A 22,384-nucleotide genomic window follows, 5' to 3' on the forward strand; every position below is an offset into this window, starting at 1 on the left:
GCCTTTGTCAGGCAACAGAAAGGAAAACCATATTGCCTATGAACACGCTCACCCTGCCGCTCATCCAACGCCCCGGCCGCGCCGCCCCCCGCCTGAGAACCGCCAGTGGCCTGCGCCGGGCGCTTGCCGCGTGTGCAACCGCGCTCGTGGCTGCGGCCGCGGTCGCGCCGGCCTACGGGGCCGACACCGACAGCATCGTGAAAGCCGTCAAATTCGACGACGACAAACGCATTGCCAAGCTGCTCGCGCAAGGCGTCGATCCGAACATGACGACGCCAGACAAGCTGCACATGCCGCTCATCGTCCTCGCCGCACGCGAGAAGTCGGACAAGGTGGCCAAAGTGCTCGCCTCGAATCCCAAGACCGATCTGGACAAGGTCGATAGCGCCGATGAAAACGCCATGATGCTCGCCGCATTGAACGGCGATCTCGATCTCGTGAAGCTGCTGATCGACAAGGACGCCGAAGTCAACAAAAAAGGCTGGGCGCCGTTGCACTATGCTGCGGCGAACGGTCACGACGATATCGTCCAACTGCTGATCGACCATTCCGCCTATCTGGACACGCCATCGCCGAACGGCACGACGCCGCTCATGATGGCCGCGCGCGGCAATCACATCACGACGATGAAAGTGCTGCTCGATGCGGGGGCGGACCCGCGGGTCAAGAACCAGATCGGCATGACCGCGCTCGACTTCGCGAAGCAATACCACGCGAAGGACGCAACCGAAGGGCTGGAGGCCATGTTCGCCCGCGACGCCGCGAGTGCGTCCGCTGTGGCCCCTGCAAGCGGGCAAAACGGTGCAAAATAAGCGTTTTTTGGCACGGCTGGCGCCGTGCCTGCCTGACGGGTCGACCGGTCGCGAAGTACGGGACCGGTTCGCAGCCCGCGGATTTACCGCTGGAGAAAAGGATAACCATGTTGCGGGCTTTGATTGGCCTTGGGGCACTCGCCATGCCGGTGGCGGCGTTCGCGTTTTCGGGGAGCGAACTCAGCGGATTGTGCGGCCGAACCGATACGGTCTCGCGCGCGGCATGCAAGGCGTACGTACTCGGCGTCGCCGACGGCGTCTACAACACGATCGACGCGATCGGCGGCACGACGGGACCGCGAGTGGGCCAGTATTTTTGCCTGCCGAGCGGCGTGAAGCCCCAGCAGCTCGTCGACGCGGTCCGTAAATACGTGGCCGAAAACCCGAAACTGGCCGATTACAACGCCAGTACGAGTGTTTCGCTCGGGCTCGGCAAGGCTTTTCCCTGCAAACACGATTGAAACAGTCGCCGAACGCATGTTTCCCGACTGTAACAGCCGGGAATAAGTGAAAATGGCGCGTTTCCTTCCGAGAGCCGTACTCAATAATGAAGGCTCGAGTGCCGGCGCGATGCGAACGGCCCGGGTCTCGCCCTGATCGGTCGAACTGACGCGGCGCGCCTGGGCGGCGCCTTGTCCGGAACCTCGCCCGCTTGCATGGAGTTCACCGAATGAAGATTGCGCAGATCGCACCTTTGACCGAATCCGTTCCGCCGAAGCTTTACGGCGGCACGGAACGCGTCGTCTCATACATCACCGAGGCGCTCGTGGATTTGGGCCACGACGTCACGCTTTTCGCGAGCGGCGATTCCAAAACGAGTGCGAAGCTCGAGGCCGTCTGGCCGCGAGCGCTGCGGCTCGACCCGGCTATTCGCGACCGCATTGCGCCGCATATGCTGTTGATGGAGCTCGTGAGACGTCGCGCGGACGAGTTCGACGTCCTGCATTTCCATATGGACTACTACTCGTTTTCGCTGTTCAACCGGCAGGACACGCCGTTCGTCACGACGCTGCACGGCCGTCTCGATCTGCCCGAGCAGCAGCCCGTTTTCGATACGTTCGATACGGCACCCGTCATCTCGATCTCCAATGCCCAGCGCCATCCGATGCCGCAGGCGAAATGGCTGAGGACGGTCTACCACGGTCTGCCGCGCACGCTTTATGAGCCGCAGCCGGTCGAACAGCGGTACCTCGCATTTTTGGGCCGTATTTCACCCGAAAAGCGCGTCGACACGGCGATACGGATCGCCTCGCATTGCGGCTTGCCCATTCGCATCGCGGCCAAGATCGACTCGGCCGACCGCGAGTATTTCGAGCGGGAGATCAAGCCGCTTTTCGACTTGCCGCACGTCGAATTCATCGGCGAAATCGCCGATGACGAGAAGGCGACGTTTCTGTCGGGTGCGCACGCGTTGCTGTTCCCGGTCGATTGGCCGGAGCCGTTCGGTCTCGTCATGATCGAGGCCATGGCCTGTGGCACGCCCGTGATCGCGTTCAATCGCGGCTCGGTGCCCGAGGTGGTCGACGAAGGGGTGTCGGGATTCATCGTCGAAGACGAGATCAGCGCCGTCGCCGCGGTCAACCGGCTGCACACGGTTTCCCGCGCGGGAGTGCGCAGACGCTTCGAGGAACGCTTCACCTCGCATTTCATGGCCAGGCAATATCTGGACGCTTATCAGACGGTCATCCGGGCGCAGAAGCGCTCGCGCTTCAAGGTGATCGATTCGAAAACAAGCTGAGCGCAAAAGTTGGCGAGGGCCGGACAAGCGCGGCGCGAGTGCGCCGCGCCAGGGCAAAACGCCTGCTTCAGAGGTTGATGCGGGAAATCTTCATGCCCTGCAGGGAGAGATCGCCCATGAGGCCTGCATTGGTCATGACGATGACCTGCACGGGCTTGGTGGCCGTGGTGGTATCGACAGCGCCGTTGGCCCCCATCTTCAGGAGGGCGACCGAGGCGTCGCCTCCTACGGACCATCCCTGGCGCTGCTGGAACGCCTTGAGCGCGTCATCGGTCATGAAGAGAAACACGACAGTTTTCGATTGAGCCCCGGCCTGTAGCCCGAACGAACCCGACACCAGGTTGTAGTAGCCCTGGGTCGTACCGCCGGTGCGCAACGCTCCTTCGCCGAATTCGCCGCCGACCACGAAGCCTGCTTGCAGGACCTTCGGGAATACCAGGACGCCGCGCGCCCGCGAAACCAGATCACGAGAGCCGGGTACCTGCGCGTACATCCGCGACAACGCCGCATCGACGCCGCTATTGATCTCCTGGCGCTTCGACGACGTGCTGCCTGGACTTTGCGCCGTCGGGCTGCCGTTGTTCGTGGTCGTGGTACAGCCCGCGAGGGCAAGGCCGCCGGCCACCACCGCGGTTGCCGCCTTCAGCATGAAGCGTTGTTGTTTGTTCATGGCTCTTTCTCCGTATTGATCCGTCGGTCAAACCTTCGACGGCAGGTTTGGACGAAGCGTCGATCCCACGCATTCCGCGCGTGTCGAGGTAACAAGCACGGTGCATGCCCGTACCTGTCCCGATTTCACGTCAGTGAGCCACCGGGCGTTTGGGCACCGGCGGACGGCGCAGTGCGCGCCTGACGCCGGCCACCACGAGACCCAATGCGAAGAGAAAGGCTGCCGGCACGACCCAGTAGCCGACGAAAGCGTGCCAAAGATAACTGGCAAGCGTGTTGCGCCGCACGATATATTCGTCGATCGCGGCTTGCTGGCGCGGCGCGTTGGCCGCCAGGACGTCGCTCGGGCAGCCGGCGGCACGCGCCTCGTCCGGCGTGCCGCGACAGCGGGCCGCAGCGCCGGCCGCGCGTTGCGCGTCGTCGAGCACCCAGGTGGTCAGCGCACGGTCGCGATCGACGACGTTGTAAGCCATCTCCTCGCGAATCTCGTGTACTGCCACGAGCGCCACCGGTACGGCCCAAATCAGGATCGTGACGACCCAGCGCTTGAGCCACCGGTTCTGTCTCCATGCCATTCGTTGCCTCCGCTATGCTTTACGCATCAACGACGAGACGTCGGCCCATGGCGTCTTTATCGATGTAGGGTGTAGCGGGCCGTCTTGGCAGCCATCATAGAAGAAATGCGACGAATCGTCGCGGGAGTCGAACCGCTTCGCGAAAGGGTGCGTAATTTCTTCAAATTCTCTGTCATTTACCGCTTGAGGGACGCAGTCATCGGGGCGCCGCCCACAGCCCAGCCTTCACCGACACGCGGAACGGCTTTTGCGTAGGGCCTACACTGGAAGCCTGCGCGACGGTTCGCGGGCTCGGCGGGCAGTCGCCCTTAACCTATGTGCATCCGCACGGGGGTTCGGTCCATGTCGGAACCATTCACAGAACAGTACAAAGGGTTTTCGATCGGCGTGCAGGCATTGCGGCGTGCAAAAGAGCCGGACGAGGCGCCAAGCGCGCCGCGACATTTCGATATCGTCGTGATGATTTCTCGCAATGCGAGCGGGGAGCGCGGCAAATCCGAAATGTTCGGCGTGCCGGAGCACGAACCGCTCGACGATCAGATCGCCGCCCACAAGATCGGCTTGCAATATGCCCGCGACATCATCGATGGCAAAGTCGAGGGCTCTTCCGTCGATAAGCTTTAACGAAGCTTCGACTTTAACGAGGCTTCTTTCCCTTTCTCCTTGCGCGCGCCCGCGGAACGGTCCAGCATATGGGGTCCGGATCGCGTGGTGCGCGCGGTATTTAGCGCAAAATATCATCGCCCGCGTATCGCACGGCGATACCGGTGATCTCGAGCGTACGTTCGAATCGTAAATTCAGGCTTTAGCGAGCCCGATCACAATATGCGAAAAAAGGAGAAGCTCATGGTTCATCGCACCCGTCGCCGCATGCTCGCCGTCGCGGCCAGCCTCGTTGCTGTCGCCGCCGCGCCGTTCGCTGCCACCGATGCAGCCGCGCAAACGGCCCATAAGCCGAAAGTGGCGCTCGTGATGAAATCGCTCGCGAACGAGTTCTTCCTGACCATGGAAACTGGCGCGAAGGACTATCAAAAGCACAACGCCGGCAAGTTCGAGCTCATTACGAACGGTATCAAGAACGAGACCGATACGGCGGCGCAGATCAACATCGTGGAGCAGATGATCAATTCGAAGGTCGATGCGATCGTGCTCGCACCGGCCGACTCGAAGGCGCTCGTGCCGGTTGTCAAAAAGGCCGTCGACGCGGGAATCATCGTCGTCAATATCGATAATCGGCTCGACCCCGACGTACTGAAGTCCAAGGACCTGAATGTACCGTTCGTCGGTCCGGACAACGCGAAGGGCGCCGAGAAGGTCGGCGACGAACTCGCGAAGAAACTCAAGGCGGGTGACGAAGTCGGCATCGTCGAAGGCGTTTCGACGACCACCAACGCTCAGCAACGCACCGCAGGGTTCAAGGCCGCGATGCAAAAAGTGGGCGCCAAGGTCGTCTCGGTCCAGTCCGGCGAATGGGAGATCGACAAGGGCAATGCCATCGCGTCGGCCATGCTGAATCAGTATCCGAATCTTAAGGCGCTGCTGTGCGGCAACGACAACATGGCGATCGGGGCCGTCTCGGCCGTGCGCGCCGCAGGCAAGCAAGGCAAGGTCTACGTGGTGGGCTACGACAACATCGGCGCCATCAAGCCGATGCTCAAGGATGGCCGGATCCTCGCGACTGCCGACCAATACGCCGCCAAGCAGGCCGTGTTCGGCATCGACACGGCGCTCAAGGCGATTGCCGAGCACAAGAAGCAGGCCGACCTGTCGAGCGTCGTCGAAACCCCGGTCGACCTCGTGACCAAAGCCGGCGTCGTCAAGTCAAAGTAAAGCAGCGCAAGCCTCAGCGGGCCGCCGTCGCGGCCCGGCCCACTCCTCAGTCGAATATTCAAGTATCGCGCGCCGGTGCCGTTATCCGTGAGAATAGGCGTGATGCGACAGGCCAACGCGGCGCGCGATGTCGCCGGAATGGGATGGGCGGCCTCGAGAACAGGATCGCGATGGATTCGACCGACGCAGACGATACGGACGCAGTGCTTGCGGTGAGCGGCATCGGCAAGACCTATGCCGAGCCGGTGCTGTCCGATGTGACGCTTGCGCTTCGCTCAGGCGAGGTCTTGGCCTTGACGGGCGAGAACGGTGCCGGTAAAAGCACGCTCTCGAAAATCATCGGTGGGCTCGTCGCCCCGACGGGCGGAGCCATGCGGCTCGGCGGCAAGCCCTATGCGCCGGCAAGCCGGGGCGAAGCCGAGGCGCTCGGCGTGCGTATGGTCATGCAGGAGTTGAACCTGTTGCCGACGCTGACGGTTGCCGAGAACCTCTTTTTCGACAACTTGCCGCGCCGCGGGCCGCGTGCCCTCGGCTGGATCGACCGCCGGCGCCTGGCTCGGGACGCACACCGCGCGATGGCGCGAGTCGGACTCGATTCGATCGATCCCGACACGCCTGTGGGCGCGCTCGGCATCGGCCACCAGCAAATGGTCGAGATCGCGCGCAATCTGATCGGCGACACGCGTGTGCTGATCTTCGACGAGCCGACCGCCATGCTGACGGATCGCGAAGTCGACCTGCTGTTCGATCAGATTGCGCGCCTGAAGGCGAACGGCGTCGCGATCGTCTACATTTCGCATAGGCTCGAAGAGCTCGCGCGCATTGCCGATCGCGTGGCGGTGCTGCGCGATGGCAGACTTGTCCATACCGCCCGGATGGCCGACGTCTCGAGCGAGCGGCTCGTGACGCTGATGGTCGGGCGGGTCATCGGCGAGCGCATCGACCTCGGCGAGCGCCGGATCGGCGCGCCGCTCTTGAAGGTGCAAGGGCTCGGACGCGGCGATGTCGTGCACGACGTGTCGTTCGAGGTCCGGGAAGGCGAGATCCTGGGCGTGAGCGGCCTGATCGGTGCGGGCCGGACAGAGCTCATGCGGCTCATCTACGGCGCAGACCGGGCCGATTCCGGCACGATCGCCGTGGGGCGGCCCCCGACACCCGTGCATATCGGTTCGCCAGCCGATGCGGTACGGCACGGCATTGCGCTGATCACCGAGGACCGCAAGGGCGAGGGCCTGCTGCTGCCGCATTCCATCGCCGCCAATGTGTCGCTCGGCAACATTGGAAGCGTGGCACGCTGGGGTTTCATCGACGCGCGGCGCGAGCAGGCGCTCGCGCGCACCCAGATGGACGCGCTTCGCGTGCGCGCGAGCGGGCCGACGCAGCCCGTGGGCGAGCTCTCGGGCGGCAATCAGCAAAAAGTCGTGATCGGGCGCTGGCTCGCGCGCGAGGCGGATGTGCTGCTTTTCGACGAACCGACGCGGGGCATCGACGTCGGCGCGAAGTTCGATATCTACGGCTTGATGGGGGCGCTCGCGCGCGAAGGTCGCGCGCTCGTCGTCGTTTCGAGCGATCTGCGCGAATTGATGCTGATCTGCGACCGCATCGCCGTCATGTCGGCGGGGCGCTTGACCGGCGTGTTCGAGCGCGACGAATGGAGCCAGGACGCGCTGCTCGCCGCAGCGTTCGCAGGACATATGAAGGGGACTCGTCCAACGGCCCCCGATCATGAACGAAACGCACGGAGTGCTTCATGACCGATCCATCCGCGCGCCCCGATGGTGCGCCTGTCCTTGCCGACGAGACGCCGAGCGTGAAGCCGGGCGGCACTCGGCTCGGACTTTCGAATTACCTCGGCCTGGCGGGTGCGCTGGCCGTGATGGTTGCGCTCTTTTCGCTGCTGAGCTCGCACTTCCTGACATACGATACGTTCAGCACGATCGCCAACCAGATTCCCGATCTCGTCGTCATGTCGGTCGGGATGACGTTCGTGCTGATCGTCGCGGGCATCGATTTGTCGGTGGGCTCGGTGCTAGCGCTGTCCGCATCGGTCGTCAGCGTCGCCGCGCTCCAATGGCACTGGCCGCCAGTGCCGGCCGCGCTCGCCGGTATGGCGGCCGCGGCATTGACAGGCGCGGTCACCGGCGGCGTGACGGTCGGCTGGCGGATTCCGTCGTTCATCGTCTCGCTCGGCGTGCTGGAAGCGGCGCGCGGCCTGGCTTATCAGATGACGAATTCGCGCACGGCGTATATCGGCGATGCGTTCGACTTCCTGTCGAACCCGATCGCCGTCGGCATATCGCCGGCGTTCCTGATCGCGGTGGCTGTGATGATCGCCGCGCAGGTCGTGCTCACGCGCACTGTTTTCGGCCGCCACCTCGTGGGCATCGGCACGAACGAGGAGGCGGTGCGGCTGGCCGGCGTCGATCCGCGGCCCTACAAGGTCGCGGTGTTTGCGCTGATGGGCGCACTTTCCGGACTGGCCGCGCTCTTTCAGGTGTCCCGGCTGGAAGCGGCCGATCCCAATGCGGGCGCCGGCGCGGAGTTGCAGGTCATCGCGGCCGTGGTGATAGGCGGCACGAGCCTGATGGGCGGACGCGGTTCCGTTATCAGCACGTTCTTCGGCGTGCTGATCATTTCGGTGCTGGCGGCCGGTCTCGCGCAAGTGGGTGCCAACGAGCCGACGAAGCGGATCATCACGGGGGCCGTCATCGTGGTTGCGGTCGTGCTCGACACCTACCGAAGCCGCAAACGCAGTTGAGAGCGCGTGTTCTGCCGCGGCAGGCGATGCGCGGCGGAGCGAACGGAACAGGGCACAAAGGCGGTTTCGCCGCGGCGAAGAAAAACAAGCGAGAGAGAAACGGGTTATGGCAACGATCAAGGATGTGGCGGCCATCGCCGGCGTGTCGTTCACCACGGTGTCGCACGTGGTCAACAACACGCGGCCGGTGTCCGCGGATGTGCGCGCGAAAGTGGAGCGCGCGATCAGCCAACTCAACTACGTGCCCTCTGCGGTGGCGCGTTCCCTGAAAGCCAAGACCACCGCCACGATCGGGCTCGTCGTGCCCAACAGCAGCGATCCGTACTTTGCCGAACTGGCGCGCGGAATACAGGACGGCTGCGCCCGCGAGGGCTACTGCATGTTCTTCTGCAATTCGGACGACGATCCGGCCAAACAGCGCAACTATCTGCGCGTGTTGCAGGAAAAGCGCATCGACGGACTCATCATCGCATCGGCCGGCGAAGATGCGGTGCTGGCGGCGAGCCTTGCCGACGCGCGCGAGCCGCTCGTCATCGTCGATCGGAACATCCAGGGGCTCGCCGCCGATCTCGTCCAGATCGATCACGAACGCGGTGCCTATCTCGCGACCCGCCACTTGCTCGAACTCGGACACGTCAGGATTGGATGCATCTCGGGGCCGGTTTCGACGGCGGTCAGCGCCATGCGTGTGCATGGCTTCATTCGGGCGATGTCCGAGCGCGGTATCGATATCGAGCCTTCGGCCATCGTCGAAAGCGATTTCTCGGGCCCGGGCGGCCAAGATGCGGCGGGGCGGCTTTTCGATACCGTGCGGCCGAGCGCGATCTTCGCCTGTAATGACATGATGGGTATTGGAGCGTTGCGTGTCGCGGCGGAACGCGGCATTGCGGTGCCGCGGCAATGCTCGATCATCGGCTTCGATGATATCGAACTCGCCGCTTATACTTATCCGTCGCTGTCGACGGTGGGGCATTCGGTGCGTGCGCTCGGCGAGGCCGCGTCCAAAATGCTGATTGCTCGAATCAACGGTTCGATGTCGGGGCCGATTCAGCGTTGCGTCGTTTCGCCTCGCCTCGTGCTGCGAGAATCGACCGCGGTCTATGCGGGCGCGGCGCAGTACGTATAGCCCCGCCATCTCGACGGAGAACAACAGGATGACAGCAGCGAACGGGCCGGCGAGCGCAGGCGTTTTGGCGGGCCAGGCGCGCGCCACGGCGCGCGTGGCGGTGGTCGGCAGCCTCAATATGGATCTGGTCGCGCGGGTTGCGCGCATGCCGCTCCCGGGCGAAACGCTCGCCGGACAGACGTTCGCGCAGGTCCCGGGCGGCAAGGGCGGCAACCAGGCCGTCGCGGCGGCACGACTCGGCGCGCAGGTTTCGATGATCGGGCGAATCGGCGACGATTCGAATGGCGCCACGCTGCGCGCGGGCCTCGAATCCGAAGGAATCGACTGCGCCGCACTTGCCGAGACGCCTTCGACGCCTACCGGCGTCGCGCTGATTCTGGTCGACGATGACGGCCGCAATTCGATCGTCATCGTGGCCGGCAGCAACGGCGCGCTGACGCCCGACGATATCGCCCGGCACGAAGCGGTGCTGGCCCAGGCGGATGTCGTCATGTGCCAGCTCGAAACTCCGCCCGCGACAGTCCTGGCCGCCCTTGCGGCAGCTCGCCGGCTCGGCAAGACTGTCATTCTGAATCCCGCGCCCGTCACCGGGCCTTTGCCGGCGCAGTGGCTGCCACTCGTCGATTACCTCGTTCCGAACGAGCTGGAGGCGGCAACCCTCACGGGCTTGCCGATCGGCTCGCCCCGAGACGCGGTCGTGGCGGCGCAGGCGCTCGTGGCGCAAGGTGCGCGCAATGTATTGATCACCCTGGGTTCCGCGGGCGTGGTGGCGGCAGTCGGCGGCGAGGAGCCGGTGCACGTACCGGCGCCGCGGGTGGCCGCGGTCGACACCACGGCGGCGGGCGACACATTCATCGGCGCATTCGCCGCGCAGCTCGCGCAAGGCGCCAGCACGGATGCAGCACTGCGTTTTGCCCAACGCGCCGCTGCGATCTCCGTGACACGCGCGGGCGCCCAGCCGTCGATTCCAACGCGCGCCGAGCTCGACGCAGCGGCTTGCTGACTCCCCCTCGCAATACCGCCCCGCCGCGGGTTTCCTCCGGGGGGCGCGTCCTCGGAAATCGCTCAAGCGCTAGTTCGCGCCGGCCGTTAAATCAGATAGAGCAGCGCACGCGGAGGCAGCACGAAACGTGTTGGCTCACACCTGCCCACGACGCGTTCGCATTTCGCGTCCGCTCTAAATGGGGACGCAAGCATCGCGGCGCTGTCCGCCATTTTTGCGGACGGTGCTCCAACGCGAAAAGTTGTAACGGAAGCGTACATGTGTCGACGAACGTGACACCTGCAACGTATACGAAGGTGGGGGCGAAAGAGGAGCGAGAGGGACGCACATCGCGGACGTAGATTGTAGGCGAGCGCGGTCGCATCTCCAAGTTAGTAGTCACGTGAACAACGTAAGCCGTGAAAAATAATTTAAAAGGGTTTAGGATGAATTCGAGCGAGGTCGTTTCGGTATAGTGGCCTGGAGACGACATCGACCGCATACTTGGGCGAGGAGGGAGCATGGATATTTACAGCAGTTTCGCGAACCGCTTCGAAAAAACGCGAGAGGAAGAGTTCTCGCTTGAGGAGTACCTCGCGCTCTGCAAAGACAATCCCGCCGCGTACGCCACTGCCAGCGAACGCATGTTGACGGCTATCGGGGAGCCGGAGCAGGTCGATACACGCAACAACCCGCGGCTGTCGCGGATCTTCGCGAACAAGGTCATCAAGGTCTATCCGGCATTCCGGGAGTTCTACGGGATGGAGGATGTGATCGAGCAAGTCGTCGCGTACTTCCGTCACGCGGCACAAGGCCTCGAAGAGAAAAAGCAGATTCTGTACTTGCTCGGGCCGGTGGGCGGCGGCAAATCGTCCATCGCCGAGCGGCTCAAGCAACTGATGGAACGCGTGCCGTTCTATTCGATCAAGGGCTCGCCGGTTAACGAGTCGCCACTCGGGCTCTTCGACTACGACGAGGACGGCCCGATCCTCGAAGAGCAGTACGGCATTCCTCGCCGCTACCTCAAAAGCATTCTGAGCCCATGGGCGGTCAAGCGCCTGCACGAGTACAACGGCGACATCCGCAAGTTCCGCGTCGTGCGCCGGTATCCGTCGGTGCTCCGCCAGATCGGCATCGCGAAGACCGAGCCGGGCGACGAGAACAACCAGGATATCTCCTCGCTCGTCGGTAAAGTGGACATCCGCAAGCTCGAACAGTATGCGCAGGACGATGCAGACGCCTACAGCTACTCGGGCGGCCTGTGTCTCGCGAATCAAGGGTTGCTTGAATTCGTCGAAATGTTCAAGGCGCCGATCAAAGTGCTGCACCCGCTGCTGACTGCGACCCAGGAAGGCAACTTCAAGGGTACGGAAGGCTTCGGGGCGATACCGTTCGACGGCATCATTCTGGCGCACTCGAACGAGTCGGAATGGAAGGCGTTCAGGAACAACCGCAACAACGAGGCATTGCTCGACCGGATTTTCGTCGTGAAGGTGCCGTATTGCCTGCGGGTGTCGGAAGAGATCAAGATTTACGAGAAGCTGATTCGCAACTCCTCCCTGGCCGACGCCGTGTGCGCGCCCGGCACGCTGAAGATGATGGCGCAGTTCTCCGTGCTGACGCGCTTGCAGGAGCCCGAGAACTCGAATCTCTTCTCGAAGATGCAGGTCTACGACGGCGAAAACCTGAAGGACACCGACCCGAAGGCGAAGTCCTATCAGGAATACCGGGACTACGCCGGGGTCGACGAAGGGATGACAGGGGTGTCCACGCGCTTTGCATTCAAGATTCTCTCGCGCGTGTTCAACTTCGACACGACCGAGGTCGCGGCGAACCCCGTTCACCTCATGTACGTGCTCGAGCAGCAGGTCGAGCGGGAGCAGTTCCCACCGGAGACCGAACAGAAATATCTGTCGTTCGTGAAGGACGTGCTGGCGTCGCGCTACGCGGAATTCATCGGCAAAGAGATTCAGACCGCATACCTCGAATCGTATTCGGAGTACGGTCAGAACATCTTCGACCGCTACGTCACGTATGCCGACTTCTGGATTCAGGATCAGGAATTCCGCGATCACGACACGGGCGAAAGCTTCGATCGCGCCGCGCTGAACGCCGAACTGGAAAAGATCGAAAAGCCGGCCGGCATCAGCAATCCGAAAGATTTCCGCAACGAAATCGTCAATTTCGTGTTGCGGGCACGGGCGGCAAACGGCGGCAAGAATCCGGCGTGGATCAGCTACGAGAAGCTGCGCGTGGTGATCGAGAAGAAAATGTTCTCGAACACCGAGGAACTGTTGCCGGTCATTTCGTTCAATGCAAAGGGCTCGGCCGAGGAGCAGCGCAAGCACGAAGACTTCGTCAATCGGATGGTTGCGAAAGGCTATACGCCGAAACAAGTACGCCTGTTGTGCGACTGGTACTTGCGGGTGCGCAAGTCCTCGTAACGAAGGGCGCAGCGCCCGGCGGCCCGACGCCGGCCGGGCGTTTCGCGGTACGCGCGGTGGGCAGGCATGCGGTCTGCCCGGCGGCTGCGCGCACCGCTTTGAGGAATTGAAGCGGGAGACTGGATGTGCTTCACCAAATCATCGACCGCAGGCTGGCAGGAAAGAACAAGAGCATTGCGAACCGCGAACGCTTTTTGCGCCGTGTAAAGAACTACATTCGGCGGGCTGTTTCGGAGGCGGTGCGCGATCGCAGCATCAAGGATATTCAAAGCACGCAGAGCATCACGATTCCGCGCAAGGATATCGCCGAACCCATGTTCCGGCACGGCTCGGCCGGCAAGCGCGAGCTCGTGCATCCCGGCAATGAAGACTATGTGCGCGGCGACAAGATTCCGCGCCCGAACGGCGGCAGCGGAGGCGGTGGCAGCCAGGCCAGCAACGAGGGCGAAGGGCAGGACGACTTCGTCTTCGAGCTTTCGCGAGAAGAATTCATGCAGTACTTCTTCGACGATCTCGAGCTGCCGCGGCTCGTCAAAACGCATCTGCTTGCCGTGCCCACGTGGAAGAACATCCGCGCGGGCTGGGCGGCGGAGGGAACGCCGAACAACATCGATGTCGTTCGCTCGCTGCGCAGTGCGCTCGGGCGCCGCATTGCCCTTGGCGCACCGCTCGTCAATCAGCTACGTGAGCTCGAGCAGCAGCTCGAAGCGCTGAAGAACGAGCCGGGAGACAACGGCGAGGAAATCCGGCTCCTCGAGGAAGAGGTCCATCATTTGCGGGGCCGCATCTGGCGCATCCCGTTCATCGATCCGTTCGACCTGCGTTATATCAATCGCGTCAAACAGCCGCAGCCCTCGAGTCAGGCGGTCATGTTTTGCCTCATGGATGTCTCCGGGTCGATGGACGAGCAGCGCAAGGATCTCGCCAAACGGTTCTTCATCCTGCTTTACCTCTTCTTGAAGCGGAACTACGAAAAGATCGAAGTCGTCTTCATCCGGCACCACACACGGGCGGAAGAAGTCGATGAAGACACGTTCTTTCATTCGACGGAAAGCGGCGGCACCGTCGTATCGAGCGCCCTCGAGCTCATGCGCAAGATCATGGACGAGCGCTATTCGCCGACCGAATGGAACATTTACGGCGCACAGGCGTCGGACGGCGACAATTGGACGGACGATTCGCCGAAATGCCGTCGAATTTTGCAGGACGACATCCTGCAAAAGGTCCGCTACTTCGCGTATATTCAAGTCGCACCCGAAGAGCAGAATCTCTGGGTGGAGTATGCGCAGCTGGCCATGACGCAGCCGCATCTTGCAATGAAGAAGGTGGATGCCGCAGCCGATATCTACCCTGTGTTCAGGGAATTGTTCGAAAAGCAGGTGGCATCGCATGACTACTAAGCATCTGCATAACGAATCGCGCGGATATCAGCCGGAGCGTCGCCGCAAAGGCTCGCACACAAGCGGGCCGCACGAGCAAGGCAAGCAGCACGCCGAGACCGAGCCGGCGCGCCGCCCGGTCGAGGCGCCCGTTGTGCAGCCGAAGGAACCTCGCATGAACGTTGCCGACCGCAGACCTCTGCCGTGGCCGTCCGATTGGACTTTCGAGCTGATCGAAGAGTACGACACGCATATTGCGCAGGTCGCCGAGCAGTATCAGCTCGATGTCTATCCGATCCAGTTGGAGCTCATCAGCGCCGAGCAGATGATGGACGCCTATGCGTCCGTCGGCATGCCGGTCAACTATCGCCATTGGTCGTTCGGCAAGCACTTCCTCTCGACGGAAAAGAGCTATCGCCGGGGACAGATGGGGCTTGCCTACGAGATCGTCATCAATTCGAACCCTTGCATCGCGTATCTGATGGAAGAGAACACGATGACGATGCAGGCGCTCGTGATCGCTCACGCCGCCTACGGACACAACTCGTTCTTCAAGGGCAACTACCTCTTCAAGCTCTGGACCGACGCGCACGCGATCATCGATTACCTCGTCTACGCGAAGAACTACATCGCCGAGTGCGAAGAGCGTTACGGGCTCGACCGTGTGGAGGAACTGCTCGATTCGTGCCATGCACTGATGAACTATGGCGTCGATCGCTATAAACGGCCCCAGAAACCCTCGCTTGCGAAGGAAGCCGAATTGCGCCGCGATCGCGAAGCGTACTTGCAATCGCAGGTGAACGAGTTGTGGCGGACGCTGCCCGCGCATCACACCCCGCTCGCCGCGGAAGAAGAGGAGCGCTATCCGCCCGAGCCGCAGGAGAATCTGCTCTATTTCGCCGAAAAGAACGCGCCGCTGCTCGAACCGTGGGAGCGGGAAGTGATCCGCATCGTGCGCAAGATCGGGCAGTACTTCTACCCGCAGCGTCAAACCCAGGTCATGAACGAGGGCTGGGCCACGTTTTGGCACTACACGCTGCTCAACACGATGTACAACCAGGGGTTGCTCGAAGACGGCTTCATGATGGAGTTCCTCCATTCACATAGCAACGTCATCTATCAGCCCCCAGTCACGAAACCGTATTACAGCGGGATCAACCCTTACGCACTGGGTTTCTCGATGATGAGCGACATACGCCGCATCTGCGAGTCGCCCACCGAAGAAGACCGCAAGTGGTTTCCGGACATCGCCGGATCGCCGTGGCTGCAGACGCTGCACTACGCGATGCGCAATTTCAAGGACGAGAGTTTCATCGCGCAGTACCTCTCGCCGCAACTGATCCGCGATATGCGGCTCTTTTCGGTGCTCGACGACGATACGCGCGAGACGCTGGAAGTGTCGGCGATTCACGACGAGAGCGGCTATCAGCACGTGCGCCAATCATTGTCGCGGCAATACGACATGCACCACCGCGAGCCGAACATCCAGGTTTGGTCGGTCAACACCCGCGGAGACCGGAGTTTGACGCTGCGACACTTCATGAGCGATAACCGGCACTTGTCGGGGGACAGCGAGGAAGTGCTCAGACACATGGCCCGGCTTTGGCAGTTCGACGTTTATCTGGAAAGCGTCGACGAGAATGGGACCGTGCGCAAACGGTACGAGTGCCGATATACGGCGCCGGAGCTCAGGCTCTGATTGCCGGTCATTGTCGGAATACGACGGACTAACTGTCCGACATGCGCTCGTTGGCATTGCCGAGGAGCCGGCGGACCTCCTCGTCGCTCGTTTGATCGAATTCGTCGTAGTGTTGCCCGACGCTGAAAAAGAGCGCCGGCTGGGCAATGCAGACGAATTCGTCCGCGAGATCGGTCAACTCCGACTCGGCGCCCGGCGGCGCAACAGGCAGCGCAACGATCACATGGGCCGGGTTGCGTTGCCGCAGGGCGCTCAAGGCGGCTCGCATCGTGGCGCCGGTCGCCATACCGTCATCCACGAGGATGACGGTTCTTCCTTCCACGGAAGCGGGCGGGCGATTCTCGCGATAGTGCGTTTCCCGGCGAGCGAGTTCTACCCGTTCTTCTTCCAACACCTTTTCGAATGCAGCGTGTGACACGTGCGCCGAGTGCATGATCTCGCGGTCGACGAACTGCGCGCCCCCAGGCGCAATCGCGCCCATCGCGAGTTCGCGTTGCCCTGGCACGCCCAATTTGCGCACGGGCATCACGTCGAGTTCAAGGCCGAGCGCGCGAGCAATCTCGGCGCCGACTGGCACGCCGCCGCGCGGCAGGGCGAGCACCACCGCGTCCTGGGCCGTATTGCCTTTCAAACGATCGGCCAACATACGGCCGGCTTCGGCGCGATTTTTGAACAAAGCGTGCATGAACATCGGACCATCCGTCGATCGGCTTTTGCAGCATGAACGCATGACGCTCAGAGCGCGTCATGAAAGATGATGCCGACCGTATGCCGGTGCCCCGATCGCAAGCGGCTTACCCCGTGACGCATATTGACCCGATAGGCGCCGCGGGAGCCGTTTGCAGGGCGATGGCTGACAGCGAATATTGCGGCGTCGCCCTGCGCGAGCGGAGCGACCTCGACGCGCGACTGCATGCGCGGACGCTGTTCGGTCAGCACAAACTCTCCGCCGGTGAAATCTCGCCCGGGCTGCGACAACAGAATCGCAACCTGAAGCGGAAAAACATGCTCGCCATAGAGATCCTGATGCAGACAATTGTAGTCGCCCTCGGCATATTGCAGTAGCAAGGGAGTAGGGCGCACTTGACCCGCGTGGTGGCAGCGACGGATGAACGCCGCGTGCGTGCAAGGATAACGGGTGTCGATTCCGAGCCGCTCGTTCCAGCGGTTTGCGATCGGGGCCAAAAACGCGTAAAGCGTCTCGCGCAACATCTGGAGGAGCGGGGGCAACGGGTAGCTGAAGTACTGATATTCGCCCCGACCGAATCCGTGGCGCGTCATCACGACACGATTTCTGAAGTGCGCCGCGTTGTCATATAGGCCACGTAACGCCTCGCATTGCGAGGGCGACAGCAGGCGAGGGACGACTGCAACGCCCGCTTCGTCGAGCGTTTCCGAAAGTGCGGGCCAGTCGAGCGTTTGGATGCGAGATTGCGTTGCCGGGCATTCGGCGGGCATTTTGTCGTCGGCATCCAGCGCTGCCACGGCAGCGGCGGACATGTACGGTGGCGTGGCCAATGCAGCCTCCAGGAATTGCCGGAAGGATTCAATGTAACGCTCGGGCGCGCTGCCCACGCTCCGAAATTTGCTATTTCGTTCTTCATCCGATCCCCGACCCGGAGCGGTTCGCCCGCGAGCCGGGGCACCGACGGCAGCGCAGCACAAAATTCCGCATGCACCGGCAAAAACGTAACGTCCATGCGGTTTGTTCGCCGCGAACAACCGCACGTCCCGCCTGTTACGCGATAAATTGACTTCGCTTTACAGATACGAGCTAGATCAGGCTAGCAAGGTCCGGAAATCGCGCAATACAGAGGAGCAAAAATGACCGTGGCACTCGTGCTGCACCGTGGGGACGGCGCACCGCTTTCAACCTCGTTCCGCAGGGCGGCGTTCGGCAACGACGATCCCTTTGCACGACATCGCGAGATCGCGTGGGAAGGACCGGACTCGATGGTCGCGGGTCGGGTCAGCTTCATTGGCGAGCTCGACGTCGCAAGGTTTCCTCATATTGAAACTCTCGTCGTAGTCGAAGGAAATCTCACGCTACACGCCGCCGGAGAAGCCCCGCTGCTGCTCGGTCCGCAGGCGGGTGCGGTCATCGCGGCCGGTACAGCGCTTCGCGTCCAGGCGGAGTCCCGCGTGCGTTTCGTGTTTTGCGCGGCCGCTTGCGAGAAACCGACCAAGCGCGGACTCATCCCCTTGCGGGCCGACGCCGACTTCAAGCCCTCCGCGTCGCTACCGGCGGAAATACTGCTAGGCCCTGCGCCGCAATGCCGTAGCGACAATGTCTTCACCGACGATGGCGCAGAGTACCTCGCGGGCACGTGGGATTCGACGCCTTACCATCGGATCGTTCGGCCGCATCGAGTGAACGAGTTCATGCATCTGCTGGCCGGCAGCGTTCGGTTCGCCGCTCCAGATGGCAGCGTGCTGTCGCTCGGGGCCGGCGACGCGCTCTTCGTACCGCAAGGCGCACCGATCGGATGGGAAAGCCGCGAGCGCGTGGCGAAGTTTTACGCGATTCAAAACCTCCAGGCTCCGATCGAGCGAAACTGATCATGTCCCCTCCGTTGCAACACATTCAAACCTCGCCCACGCTGCCGGCCGCGGCTGATGTGGTGGTGATCGGGGGTGGCATCATCGGCGTCTTCTCGGCCTACTACCTGGCCCAGCGCGGCGTGTCGGTCGCGTTGATCGAGAAGGGGAGGATCGGCGCCGAGCAGTCGAGTCGCAATTGGGGCTGGTGCCGGCAGCAGAATCGCGACGCTCGGGAATTGCCGATTGCCAGCAAGAGCCTCGACCTCTGGGAGCAATTTGCGGTGCAATCCGGTGAAGATACGGGCTTTCGTCGCTGCGGCCTCCTGTACCTCAGCAACGACGAGGCAGAACTCTCTCGTTGGTCCAATTGGCACGAGTTTGCGAAGACCGCCGGCGTGACGACATACATGCTCGATAGCCGGCAAGCCGCCGAGCGAGGGCAGGCGACCGGCCGCGCCTGGAAAGGCGGCGTCTTTTCCCCCAGCGATGGCACTGCCGATCCTGCGAAGGCTGCGCCGGCTGTGGCAGCCGCACTCATCAAGCTCGGTGGCAGCGTTCACCAGCAGTGTGCGGCCCGCGGCCTCGAATTGGAGGGCGGTCGGGTCAGCGGCGTGATCACGGAAGCCGGAGTCATCAAGACGAAAACCGTGGTGCTCGCCGGAGGCGCGTGGGCGTCCTCGTTCTGCCGCCAGCTCGGTATCCGTTTTCCGCAGGCCTCCATCCGCCAGTCCATCCTCAGCGTGGCTCCCGTGGAGCATCCGTTGCCGGACGCCCTGTTTACTTCAGGCGTATCCGTCACGCGACGCAGCGACGGACGATACGCACTGGCCATCAGCGGCCGCGCACGCGTGGACGTCACGCCACAGTTCATGCGATTCGCGCCGCAGTTCGTGCCGATGTTCGCCAAACGCTGGCGCAACCTCCTGCCGGGGGGCTGGAAGGCGTTCGAGGCGGGCACGAAACGTTGAAGCGGTGGCGGCTCGACGCGCCGACACCCATGGAGCGCGTGCGCATTCTCGATCCTAAACCCGACCTCCCGACGATCAGGGAAACACAGCGCCGAGCCGTCGAACTGCTGCCGGAACTTGGCCGCGCCAAGATCACCCACGCGTGGGCCGGCTTCGTCGACAGCACGCCGGACGGTGTTCCCGGTATTGGGGAAGTGCCGGGCATGCCGGGATTGATTTTGGCAGCAGGCTTTTCGGGACACGGTTTCGGTATCGGTCCCGGCGCTGGCCATTTGATCGCGGATATTGCTACCGGTGCGGTACCGATCGTGGATCCCAAACCGTATCGGCCGAGCCGGTTCAGCGATTCGGCGTGGGGCAAGGTCGCCGATTTTTAAACTACTACGAGCCGAATCAACCTATGACGACGATTGCCGTGGTTCATACGGGACTGGTCACGGTCCAGCCGATCAAAGAGCAAATCAGCGAGCAACTCCCTGAGGCGCGTGTCATCAACATCGTCGACGATAGCCTGCTCGCCGACGTGCGAGCAGCTGGCCACCTGACTCCGGAAGTTGCCAGCCGGATCCATTCGTACATGGCCAATGCGCAGGCGATGCACGTCGATATCATCCTGAACGCCTGCTCGTCCGTAGGCGAAGCTGTCGACTCGGTGCGCCACTTCGTCACCACCCCGATCGTGAAAATCGATGAGGCGATGGCAGAAGAGGCGAGCTCGGTCGGTCATCGCATTGGGGTGGTCGCAACGGTATCGACTACGCTCGAACCCACCGTTCGACTGGTCAAAAAGAAGGCGGACGAACTCGGTCGTACGGTTGAAGTGACCGAGCGGATTGCAGAGGGTGCGTTCGAGGCGCTCGTCAGCGGGGATGGCGCCCGACACGATGACATTCTGAAGCGCACTATCTCGACGCTGGCAGAGCAGGTCGACGTCGTCGTGCTGGCACAGGTTTCGATGGCGCGGCTCGTACCGCAATTGACGGGGGTGCGGGTTCCAGTGCTCTCCAGTCCACGCAGCGGTGTGGCTGCGCTCAAACGCGCGCTTGGAACGACGTAATCACACAACACACACACAACAATGCGCCCGACACGCGGCGCTGGTCTCAGTCGCCCGCCAGTTCACCGAGGGTGACCGGTTTGATCGGGGGGCGGATGCGGTAGTAGCCGACCGTCTCGGGTGCGACGTTGCGTGCGTGCGCGATGATTTCGGTTACCGTCAGCCCGCACATGCGCCCCTGGCAAGGTCCCATCCCGCAGCGCCCGAACGATTTCGCCTGATTGGGGCCCTGGCAACCCAGGGAAACGAAACCGCGCACTTCACCCGCGGTGACTTCTTCGCAGCGACAGACTATGACGTCGTCGGCCGGAATACGGTTTGTGTCGCGCGGCCGGTACAGGCTGTCGAGAAAAGGGCGGATGCGCTTCAGGTCAGCGAGCTTGCGGCGATGGATCGACGCTTCGCGATCGCGTGTCGACCGGTCGATCGCGCCGAGCTGCTCGGCCACAGCGAGCCCGGCGAGGGCGCCCTGGACGGCCGCCGCCTGCGCGCCGATAATGCCGCCGCCATCCCCAGCGATGAAGATGCCGGGCACGTCGAGTTCGCCCCAGACATCGGCAACCGGCGCGAAGCACAGCTGCGCCGCGTCCCAACGATGTTGCGCACGCAACGAAAGGGGGAACTGAATGTTCGGCACGACGCCCTGATGCAGCAGGAATAGGTTAGCGTCGATGCGATGCTCGCGCCCGTGCGTTGTGAAACTGAGCGCGGCGGCGCGCTCGACGCCGTCTTCATCCGTCTTCGCTTCGATGCGTAGATCGTCGGCCGCTTCATGGATCGGCACGCCAGCTTCGCGCAGCGTGCGGATCAGCTGCAGGCCCTTGCTGAGCATAGGCCACGCGCGCAGAGCCGATAGGATGTAGCGCTTCGCGCGCCAGCGGTCCTCGTGGCGCGTCGTATCGACGAGCGCGCGAATCGGCACGCCAGCGCGCGTGTATTGCCAGCCGAGCAAATAGACCAGGGGGCCGCAGCCGACCAGCACGGGCGGCTGCGCCGGCACTTCACCCGCGCTCTTCAACAGGATCTGCGCGGCGCCCGCCGTCAACACGCCCGGCAATGTCCAGCCCGGAATCGGGAACGGGCGTTCCAATGCACCGGTCGCGAGAATGATGCGCTGCGCCTGAAAGCTGCCGACCTTGCCGTCCTTCAGATAATGGACACAGCGCTCCCGGGTCACGTGCCACACGGATGCATCGGCGACGTGGTGTGCGCCCGAGCGGGCGAACGCGTCGGCAATGGCTGCGCCTGCCGCGTAATCGGGACCGAGAATGTCCGTGCGACGGGCGTCGGCATGGCTGATGGCACGATAGATCTGGCCGCCGACGGCGTCCTGTTCATCGAGCAGCACGACCGAAAGTCCCGCGCTCGCCGCGCGCGCGGCGGCCGCGAGCCCCGCCGGGCCTGCGCCCACGACCACGACATCGACATCGACCGGTTCGTGGGCGGGTTCAGCAACGTTTTCAACGCTCACGAACGTGCTCCGGCGATTGGGCGACGACAGGCGGCAGTTCACGTGCGCCCTCCTGAGAGCGGACGCGCATGCCGTCGCGTACCGTAACCGTGCAGCTCTGCCGGCTCGGCACGCCATCGATTTCCACGAGGCAGTCGAAGCACGCGCCCATCATGCAGTAGGGCCCGCGGGGCGAAGCGCCGACGGGCGTTGCACGAAACCGCGAGACTCCTGCCGTCAGCAGCGCAGCCGCCACGGAGCGGCCGCCGGGTACGTGCATCGATCGCTCGTTGAACCAGATGCGGACTGGCGCATCAGCGTCGGACAAAGTCTTGAATAACGGTTTGGATGTCATG

20 protein-coding genes and 1 pseudogene are annotated in these 22,384 nt (G+C 62.9%); 15 read left to right on the plus strand and 6 right to left on the minus strand.

The features are described 5' to 3' along the window. Positions 1-38 precede the first annotated feature (38 nt). From ACR9ZC_RS17150 to ACR9ZC_RS17160, 3 genes are all read left to right on the plus strand, one after another. The gene (locus tag ACR9ZC_RS17150; RefSeq protein ID WP_481581217.1) at positions 39-812 is read left to right on the plus strand and encodes an ankyrin repeat domain-containing protein; all 774 of its coding nucleotides are present in this window, start codon (positions 39-41) and stop codon (positions 810-812) included. A 107-nt stretch (positions 813-919) separates the two neighbouring features. Further along, positions 920-1,273: a Rap1a/Tai family immunity protein gene (locus ACR9ZC_RS17155; protein ID WP_331572522.1), complete on the plus strand. Its 354-nt coding sequence runs from the start codon at positions 920-922 to the stop codon at positions 1,271-1,273. A 209-nt stretch (positions 1,274-1,482) separates the two neighbouring features. Further along, positions 1,483-2,550 carry a glycosyltransferase family 4 protein gene (locus ACR9ZC_RS17160; protein WP_440560536.1) on the plus strand — a complete coding sequence of 356 codons (1,068 nt, stop codon included), beginning with the start codon at positions 1,483-1,485 and terminating at the stop codon, positions 2,548-2,550. Between the two features lie 67 nt (positions 2,551-2,617). Here ACR9ZC_RS17160 and ACR9ZC_RS17165 read toward each other — a convergent pair whose 3' ends face one another. Together ACR9ZC_RS17165 and ACR9ZC_RS17170 are read right to left on the minus strand one after the other, a co-directional pair. After that, positions 2,618-3,220: a BPSL1445 family SYLF domain-containing lipoprotein gene (locus tag ACR9ZC_RS17165; RefSeq protein ID WP_331572518.1), complete on the minus strand. Its 603-nt coding sequence runs from the start codon at positions 3,218-3,220 to the stop codon at positions 2,618-2,620. A 130-nt stretch (positions 3,221-3,350) separates the two neighbouring features. Continuing rightward, a complete protein-coding gene (locus ACR9ZC_RS17170) occupies positions 3,351-3,794 on the minus strand; it encodes a hypothetical protein (RefSeq protein WP_481581218.1) in 444 nt (147 codons plus the stop codon). Positions 3,795-4,136: 342 nt separating this feature from the next. Between ACR9ZC_RS17170 and ACR9ZC_RS17175 the strand changes: the two genes are divergently transcribed. The 9 genes from ACR9ZC_RS17175 (at position 4,137) to ACR9ZC_RS17215 (ending at position 16,012) form a co-directional block, all read left to right on the plus strand. Next, entirely contained in the window at positions 4,137-4,418 is a 282-nt protein-coding gene (locus tag ACR9ZC_RS17175) for a hypothetical protein (protein WP_173258626.1), read from the plus strand. Between the two features lie 222 nt (positions 4,419-4,640). Next, positions 4,641-5,624 carry a sugar ABC transporter substrate-binding protein gene (locus tag ACR9ZC_RS17180; protein WP_440560534.1) on the plus strand — a complete coding sequence of 328 codons (984 nt, stop codon included), beginning with the start codon at positions 4,641-4,643 and terminating at the stop codon, positions 5,622-5,624. Positions 5,625-5,794: 170 nt separating this feature from the next. After that, on the plus strand, positions 5,795-7,378 hold the full coding sequence (locus ACR9ZC_RS17185) for a sugar ABC transporter ATP-binding protein (RefSeq protein WP_481581219.1): 1,584 nt from the start codon (positions 5,795-5,797) through the stop codon (positions 7,376-7,378). Next, positions 7,375-8,382 carry an ABC transporter permease gene (locus ACR9ZC_RS17190; protein ID WP_331572510.1) on the plus strand — a complete coding sequence of 336 codons (1,008 nt, stop codon included), beginning with the start codon at positions 7,375-7,377 and terminating at the stop codon, positions 8,380-8,382. Before ACR9ZC_RS17185 ends, ACR9ZC_RS17190 begins: the two co-directional genes overlap by 4 nt. Before the next feature lie 106 nt (positions 8,383-8,488). Beyond that, positions 8,489-9,508: a LacI family DNA-binding transcriptional regulator gene (locus ACR9ZC_RS17195; protein ID WP_481581220.1), complete on the plus strand. Its 1,020-nt coding sequence runs from the start codon at positions 8,489-8,491 to the stop codon at positions 9,506-9,508. A gap of 28 nt (positions 9,509-9,536) precedes the next feature. Then, positions 9,537-10,511: a ribokinase gene (gene rbsK, locus ACR9ZC_RS17200; RefSeq protein ID WP_481581221.1), complete on the plus strand. Its 975-nt coding sequence runs from the start codon at positions 9,537-9,539 to the stop codon at positions 10,509-10,511. Between the two features lie 500 nt (positions 10,512-11,011). After that, positions 11,012-12,934 carry a PrkA family serine protein kinase gene (locus ACR9ZC_RS17205; RefSeq protein ID WP_481581222.1) on the plus strand — a complete coding sequence of 641 codons (1,923 nt, stop codon included), beginning with the start codon at positions 11,012-11,014 and terminating at the stop codon, positions 12,932-12,934. A gap of 125 nt (positions 12,935-13,059) precedes the next feature. Continuing rightward, a complete protein-coding gene (locus tag ACR9ZC_RS17210) occupies positions 13,060-14,334 on the plus strand; it encodes a YeaH/YhbH family protein (protein ID WP_481581223.1) in 1,275 nt (424 codons plus the stop codon). Next, positions 14,324-16,012: a SpoVR family protein gene (locus ACR9ZC_RS17215; RefSeq protein ID WP_481581224.1), complete on the plus strand. Its 1,689-nt coding sequence runs from the start codon at positions 14,324-14,326 to the stop codon at positions 16,010-16,012. The genes ACR9ZC_RS17210 and ACR9ZC_RS17215 overlap by 11 nt, the downstream gene beginning before the upstream one ends. Before the next feature lie 28 nt (positions 16,013-16,040). On the opposite strand, the gene ACR9ZC_RS17220 is transcribed toward ACR9ZC_RS17215, so the two are convergent. Further along, complete coding sequence (locus ACR9ZC_RS17220; protein WP_481581225.1) at positions 16,041-16,703, minus strand: phosphoribosyltransferase; 663 nt, start codon at positions 16,701-16,703, stop codon at positions 16,041-16,043. Positions 16,704-16,747: 44 nt separating this feature from the next. Next, positions 16,748-17,470: a 2OG-Fe(II) oxygenase gene (locus ACR9ZC_RS17225; protein ID WP_481582697.1), complete on the minus strand. Its 723-nt coding sequence runs from the start codon at positions 17,468-17,470 to the stop codon at positions 16,748-16,750. A 366-nt stretch (positions 17,471-17,836) separates the two neighbouring features. On the opposite strand from ACR9ZC_RS17225, the gene ACR9ZC_RS17230 reads away from it, so the two are divergent. The 3 genes and pseudogenes from ACR9ZC_RS17230 (at position 17,837) to ACR9ZC_RS17240 (ending at position 20,578) form a co-directional block, all read left to right on the plus strand. Further along, positions 17,837-18,571: a cupin domain-containing protein gene (locus ACR9ZC_RS17230; protein WP_481581226.1), complete on the plus strand. Its 735-nt coding sequence runs from the start codon at positions 17,837-17,839 to the stop codon at positions 18,569-18,571. A gap of 2 nt (positions 18,572-18,573) precedes the next feature. Next, positions 18,574-19,898, plus strand: a pseudogene (locus ACR9ZC_RS17235) (NAD(P)/FAD-dependent oxidoreductase). A gap of 23 nt (positions 19,899-19,921) precedes the next feature. Continuing rightward, positions 19,922-20,578, plus strand: a complete 657-nt coding sequence (locus ACR9ZC_RS17240; protein ID WP_481581227.1) for an aspartate/glutamate racemase family protein — start codon at positions 19,922-19,924, stop codon at positions 20,576-20,578. 46 nt (positions 20,579-20,624) lie between these two features. On the opposite strand, the gene ACR9ZC_RS17245 is transcribed toward ACR9ZC_RS17240, so the two are convergent. Together ACR9ZC_RS17245 and ACR9ZC_RS17250 are read right to left on the minus strand one after the other, a co-directional pair. Next, positions 20,625-22,049, minus strand: a complete 1,425-nt coding sequence (locus ACR9ZC_RS17245) for an FAD-dependent oxidoreductase (protein WP_481581228.1) — start codon at positions 22,047-22,049, stop codon at positions 20,625-20,627. After that, positions 22,039-22,383, minus strand: a complete 345-nt coding sequence (locus ACR9ZC_RS17250) for a (2Fe-2S)-binding protein (RefSeq protein WP_481581229.1) — start codon at positions 22,381-22,383, stop codon at positions 22,039-22,041. The genes ACR9ZC_RS17245 and ACR9ZC_RS17250 overlap by 11 nt, the downstream gene beginning before the upstream one ends. Between the last annotated feature and the right edge of the window lies 1 nt (position 22,384).

It is taken from the genome of Trinickia sp. HAY1-2D, from assembly GCF_056754935.1.

Bases quoted from the DNA above. Each gene is read 5' to 3' on its own strand.
- ACR9ZC_RS17225 (WP_481582697.1), bottom strand. From the start codon at position 17,470: ATGCCCGCCGAATGCCCGGCAACGCAATCTCGCATCCAAACGCTCGAC.
- ACR9ZC_RS17205 (WP_481581222.1), top strand. From the start codon at position 11,012: ATGGATATTTACAGCAGTTTCGCGAACCGCTTCGAAAAAACGCGAGAG.
- rbsK (WP_481581221.1), top strand. From the start codon at position 9,537: ATGACAGCAGCGAACGGGCCGGCGAGCGCAGGCGTTTTGGCGGGCCAG.
- ACR9ZC_RS17230 (WP_481581226.1), top strand. From the start codon at position 17,837: ATGACCGTGGCACTCGTGCTGCACCGTGGGGACGGCGCACCGCTTTCA.
- ACR9ZC_RS17170 (WP_481581218.1), bottom strand. From the start codon at position 3,794: ATGGCATGGAGACAGAACCGGTGGCTCAAGCGCTGGGTCGTCACGATC.
- ACR9ZC_RS17240 (WP_481581227.1), top strand. From the start codon at position 19,922: ATGACGACGATTGCCGTGGTTCATACGGGACTGGTCACGGTCCAGCCG.
- ACR9ZC_RS17195 (WP_481581220.1), top strand. From the start codon at position 8,489: ATGGCAACGATCAAGGATGTGGCGGCCATCGCCGGCGTGTCGTTCACC.
- ACR9ZC_RS17220 (WP_481581225.1), bottom strand. From the start codon at position 16,703: ATGTTCATGCACGCTTTGTTCAAAAATCGCGCCGAAGCCGGCCGTATG.
- ACR9ZC_RS17165 (WP_331572518.1), bottom strand. From the start codon at position 3,220: ATGAACAAACAACAACGCTTCATGCTGAAGGCGGCAACCGCGGTGGTG.
- ACR9ZC_RS17215 (WP_481581224.1), top strand. From the start codon at position 14,324: ATGACTACTAAGCATCTGCATAACGAATCGCGCGGATATCAGCCGGAG.
- ACR9ZC_RS17175 (WP_173258626.1), top strand. From the start codon at position 4,137: ATGTCGGAACCATTCACAGAACAGTACAAAGGGTTTTCGATCGGCGTG.
- ACR9ZC_RS17150 (WP_481581217.1), top strand. From the start codon at position 39: ATGAACACGCTCACCCTGCCGCTCATCCAACGCCCCGGCCGCGCCGCC.
- ACR9ZC_RS17190 (WP_331572510.1), top strand. From the start codon at position 7,375: ATGACCGATCCATCCGCGCGCCCCGATGGTGCGCCTGTCCTTGCCGAC.
- ACR9ZC_RS17160 (WP_440560536.1), top strand. From the start codon at position 1,483: ATGAAGATTGCGCAGATCGCACCTTTGACCGAATCCGTTCCGCCGAAG.
- ACR9ZC_RS17185 (WP_481581219.1), top strand. From the start codon at position 5,795: ATGGATTCGACCGACGCAGACGATACGGACGCAGTGCTTGCGGTGAGC.
- ACR9ZC_RS17155 (WP_331572522.1), top strand. From the start codon at position 920: ATGTTGCGGGCTTTGATTGGCCTTGGGGCACTCGCCATGCCGGTGGCG.
- ACR9ZC_RS17250 (WP_481581229.1), bottom strand. From the start codon at position 22,383: ATGACATCCAAACCGTTATTCAAGACTTTGTCCGACGCTGATGCGCCA.
- ACR9ZC_RS17180 (WP_440560534.1), top strand. From the start codon at position 4,641: ATGGTTCATCGCACCCGTCGCCGCATGCTCGCCGTCGCGGCCAGCCTC.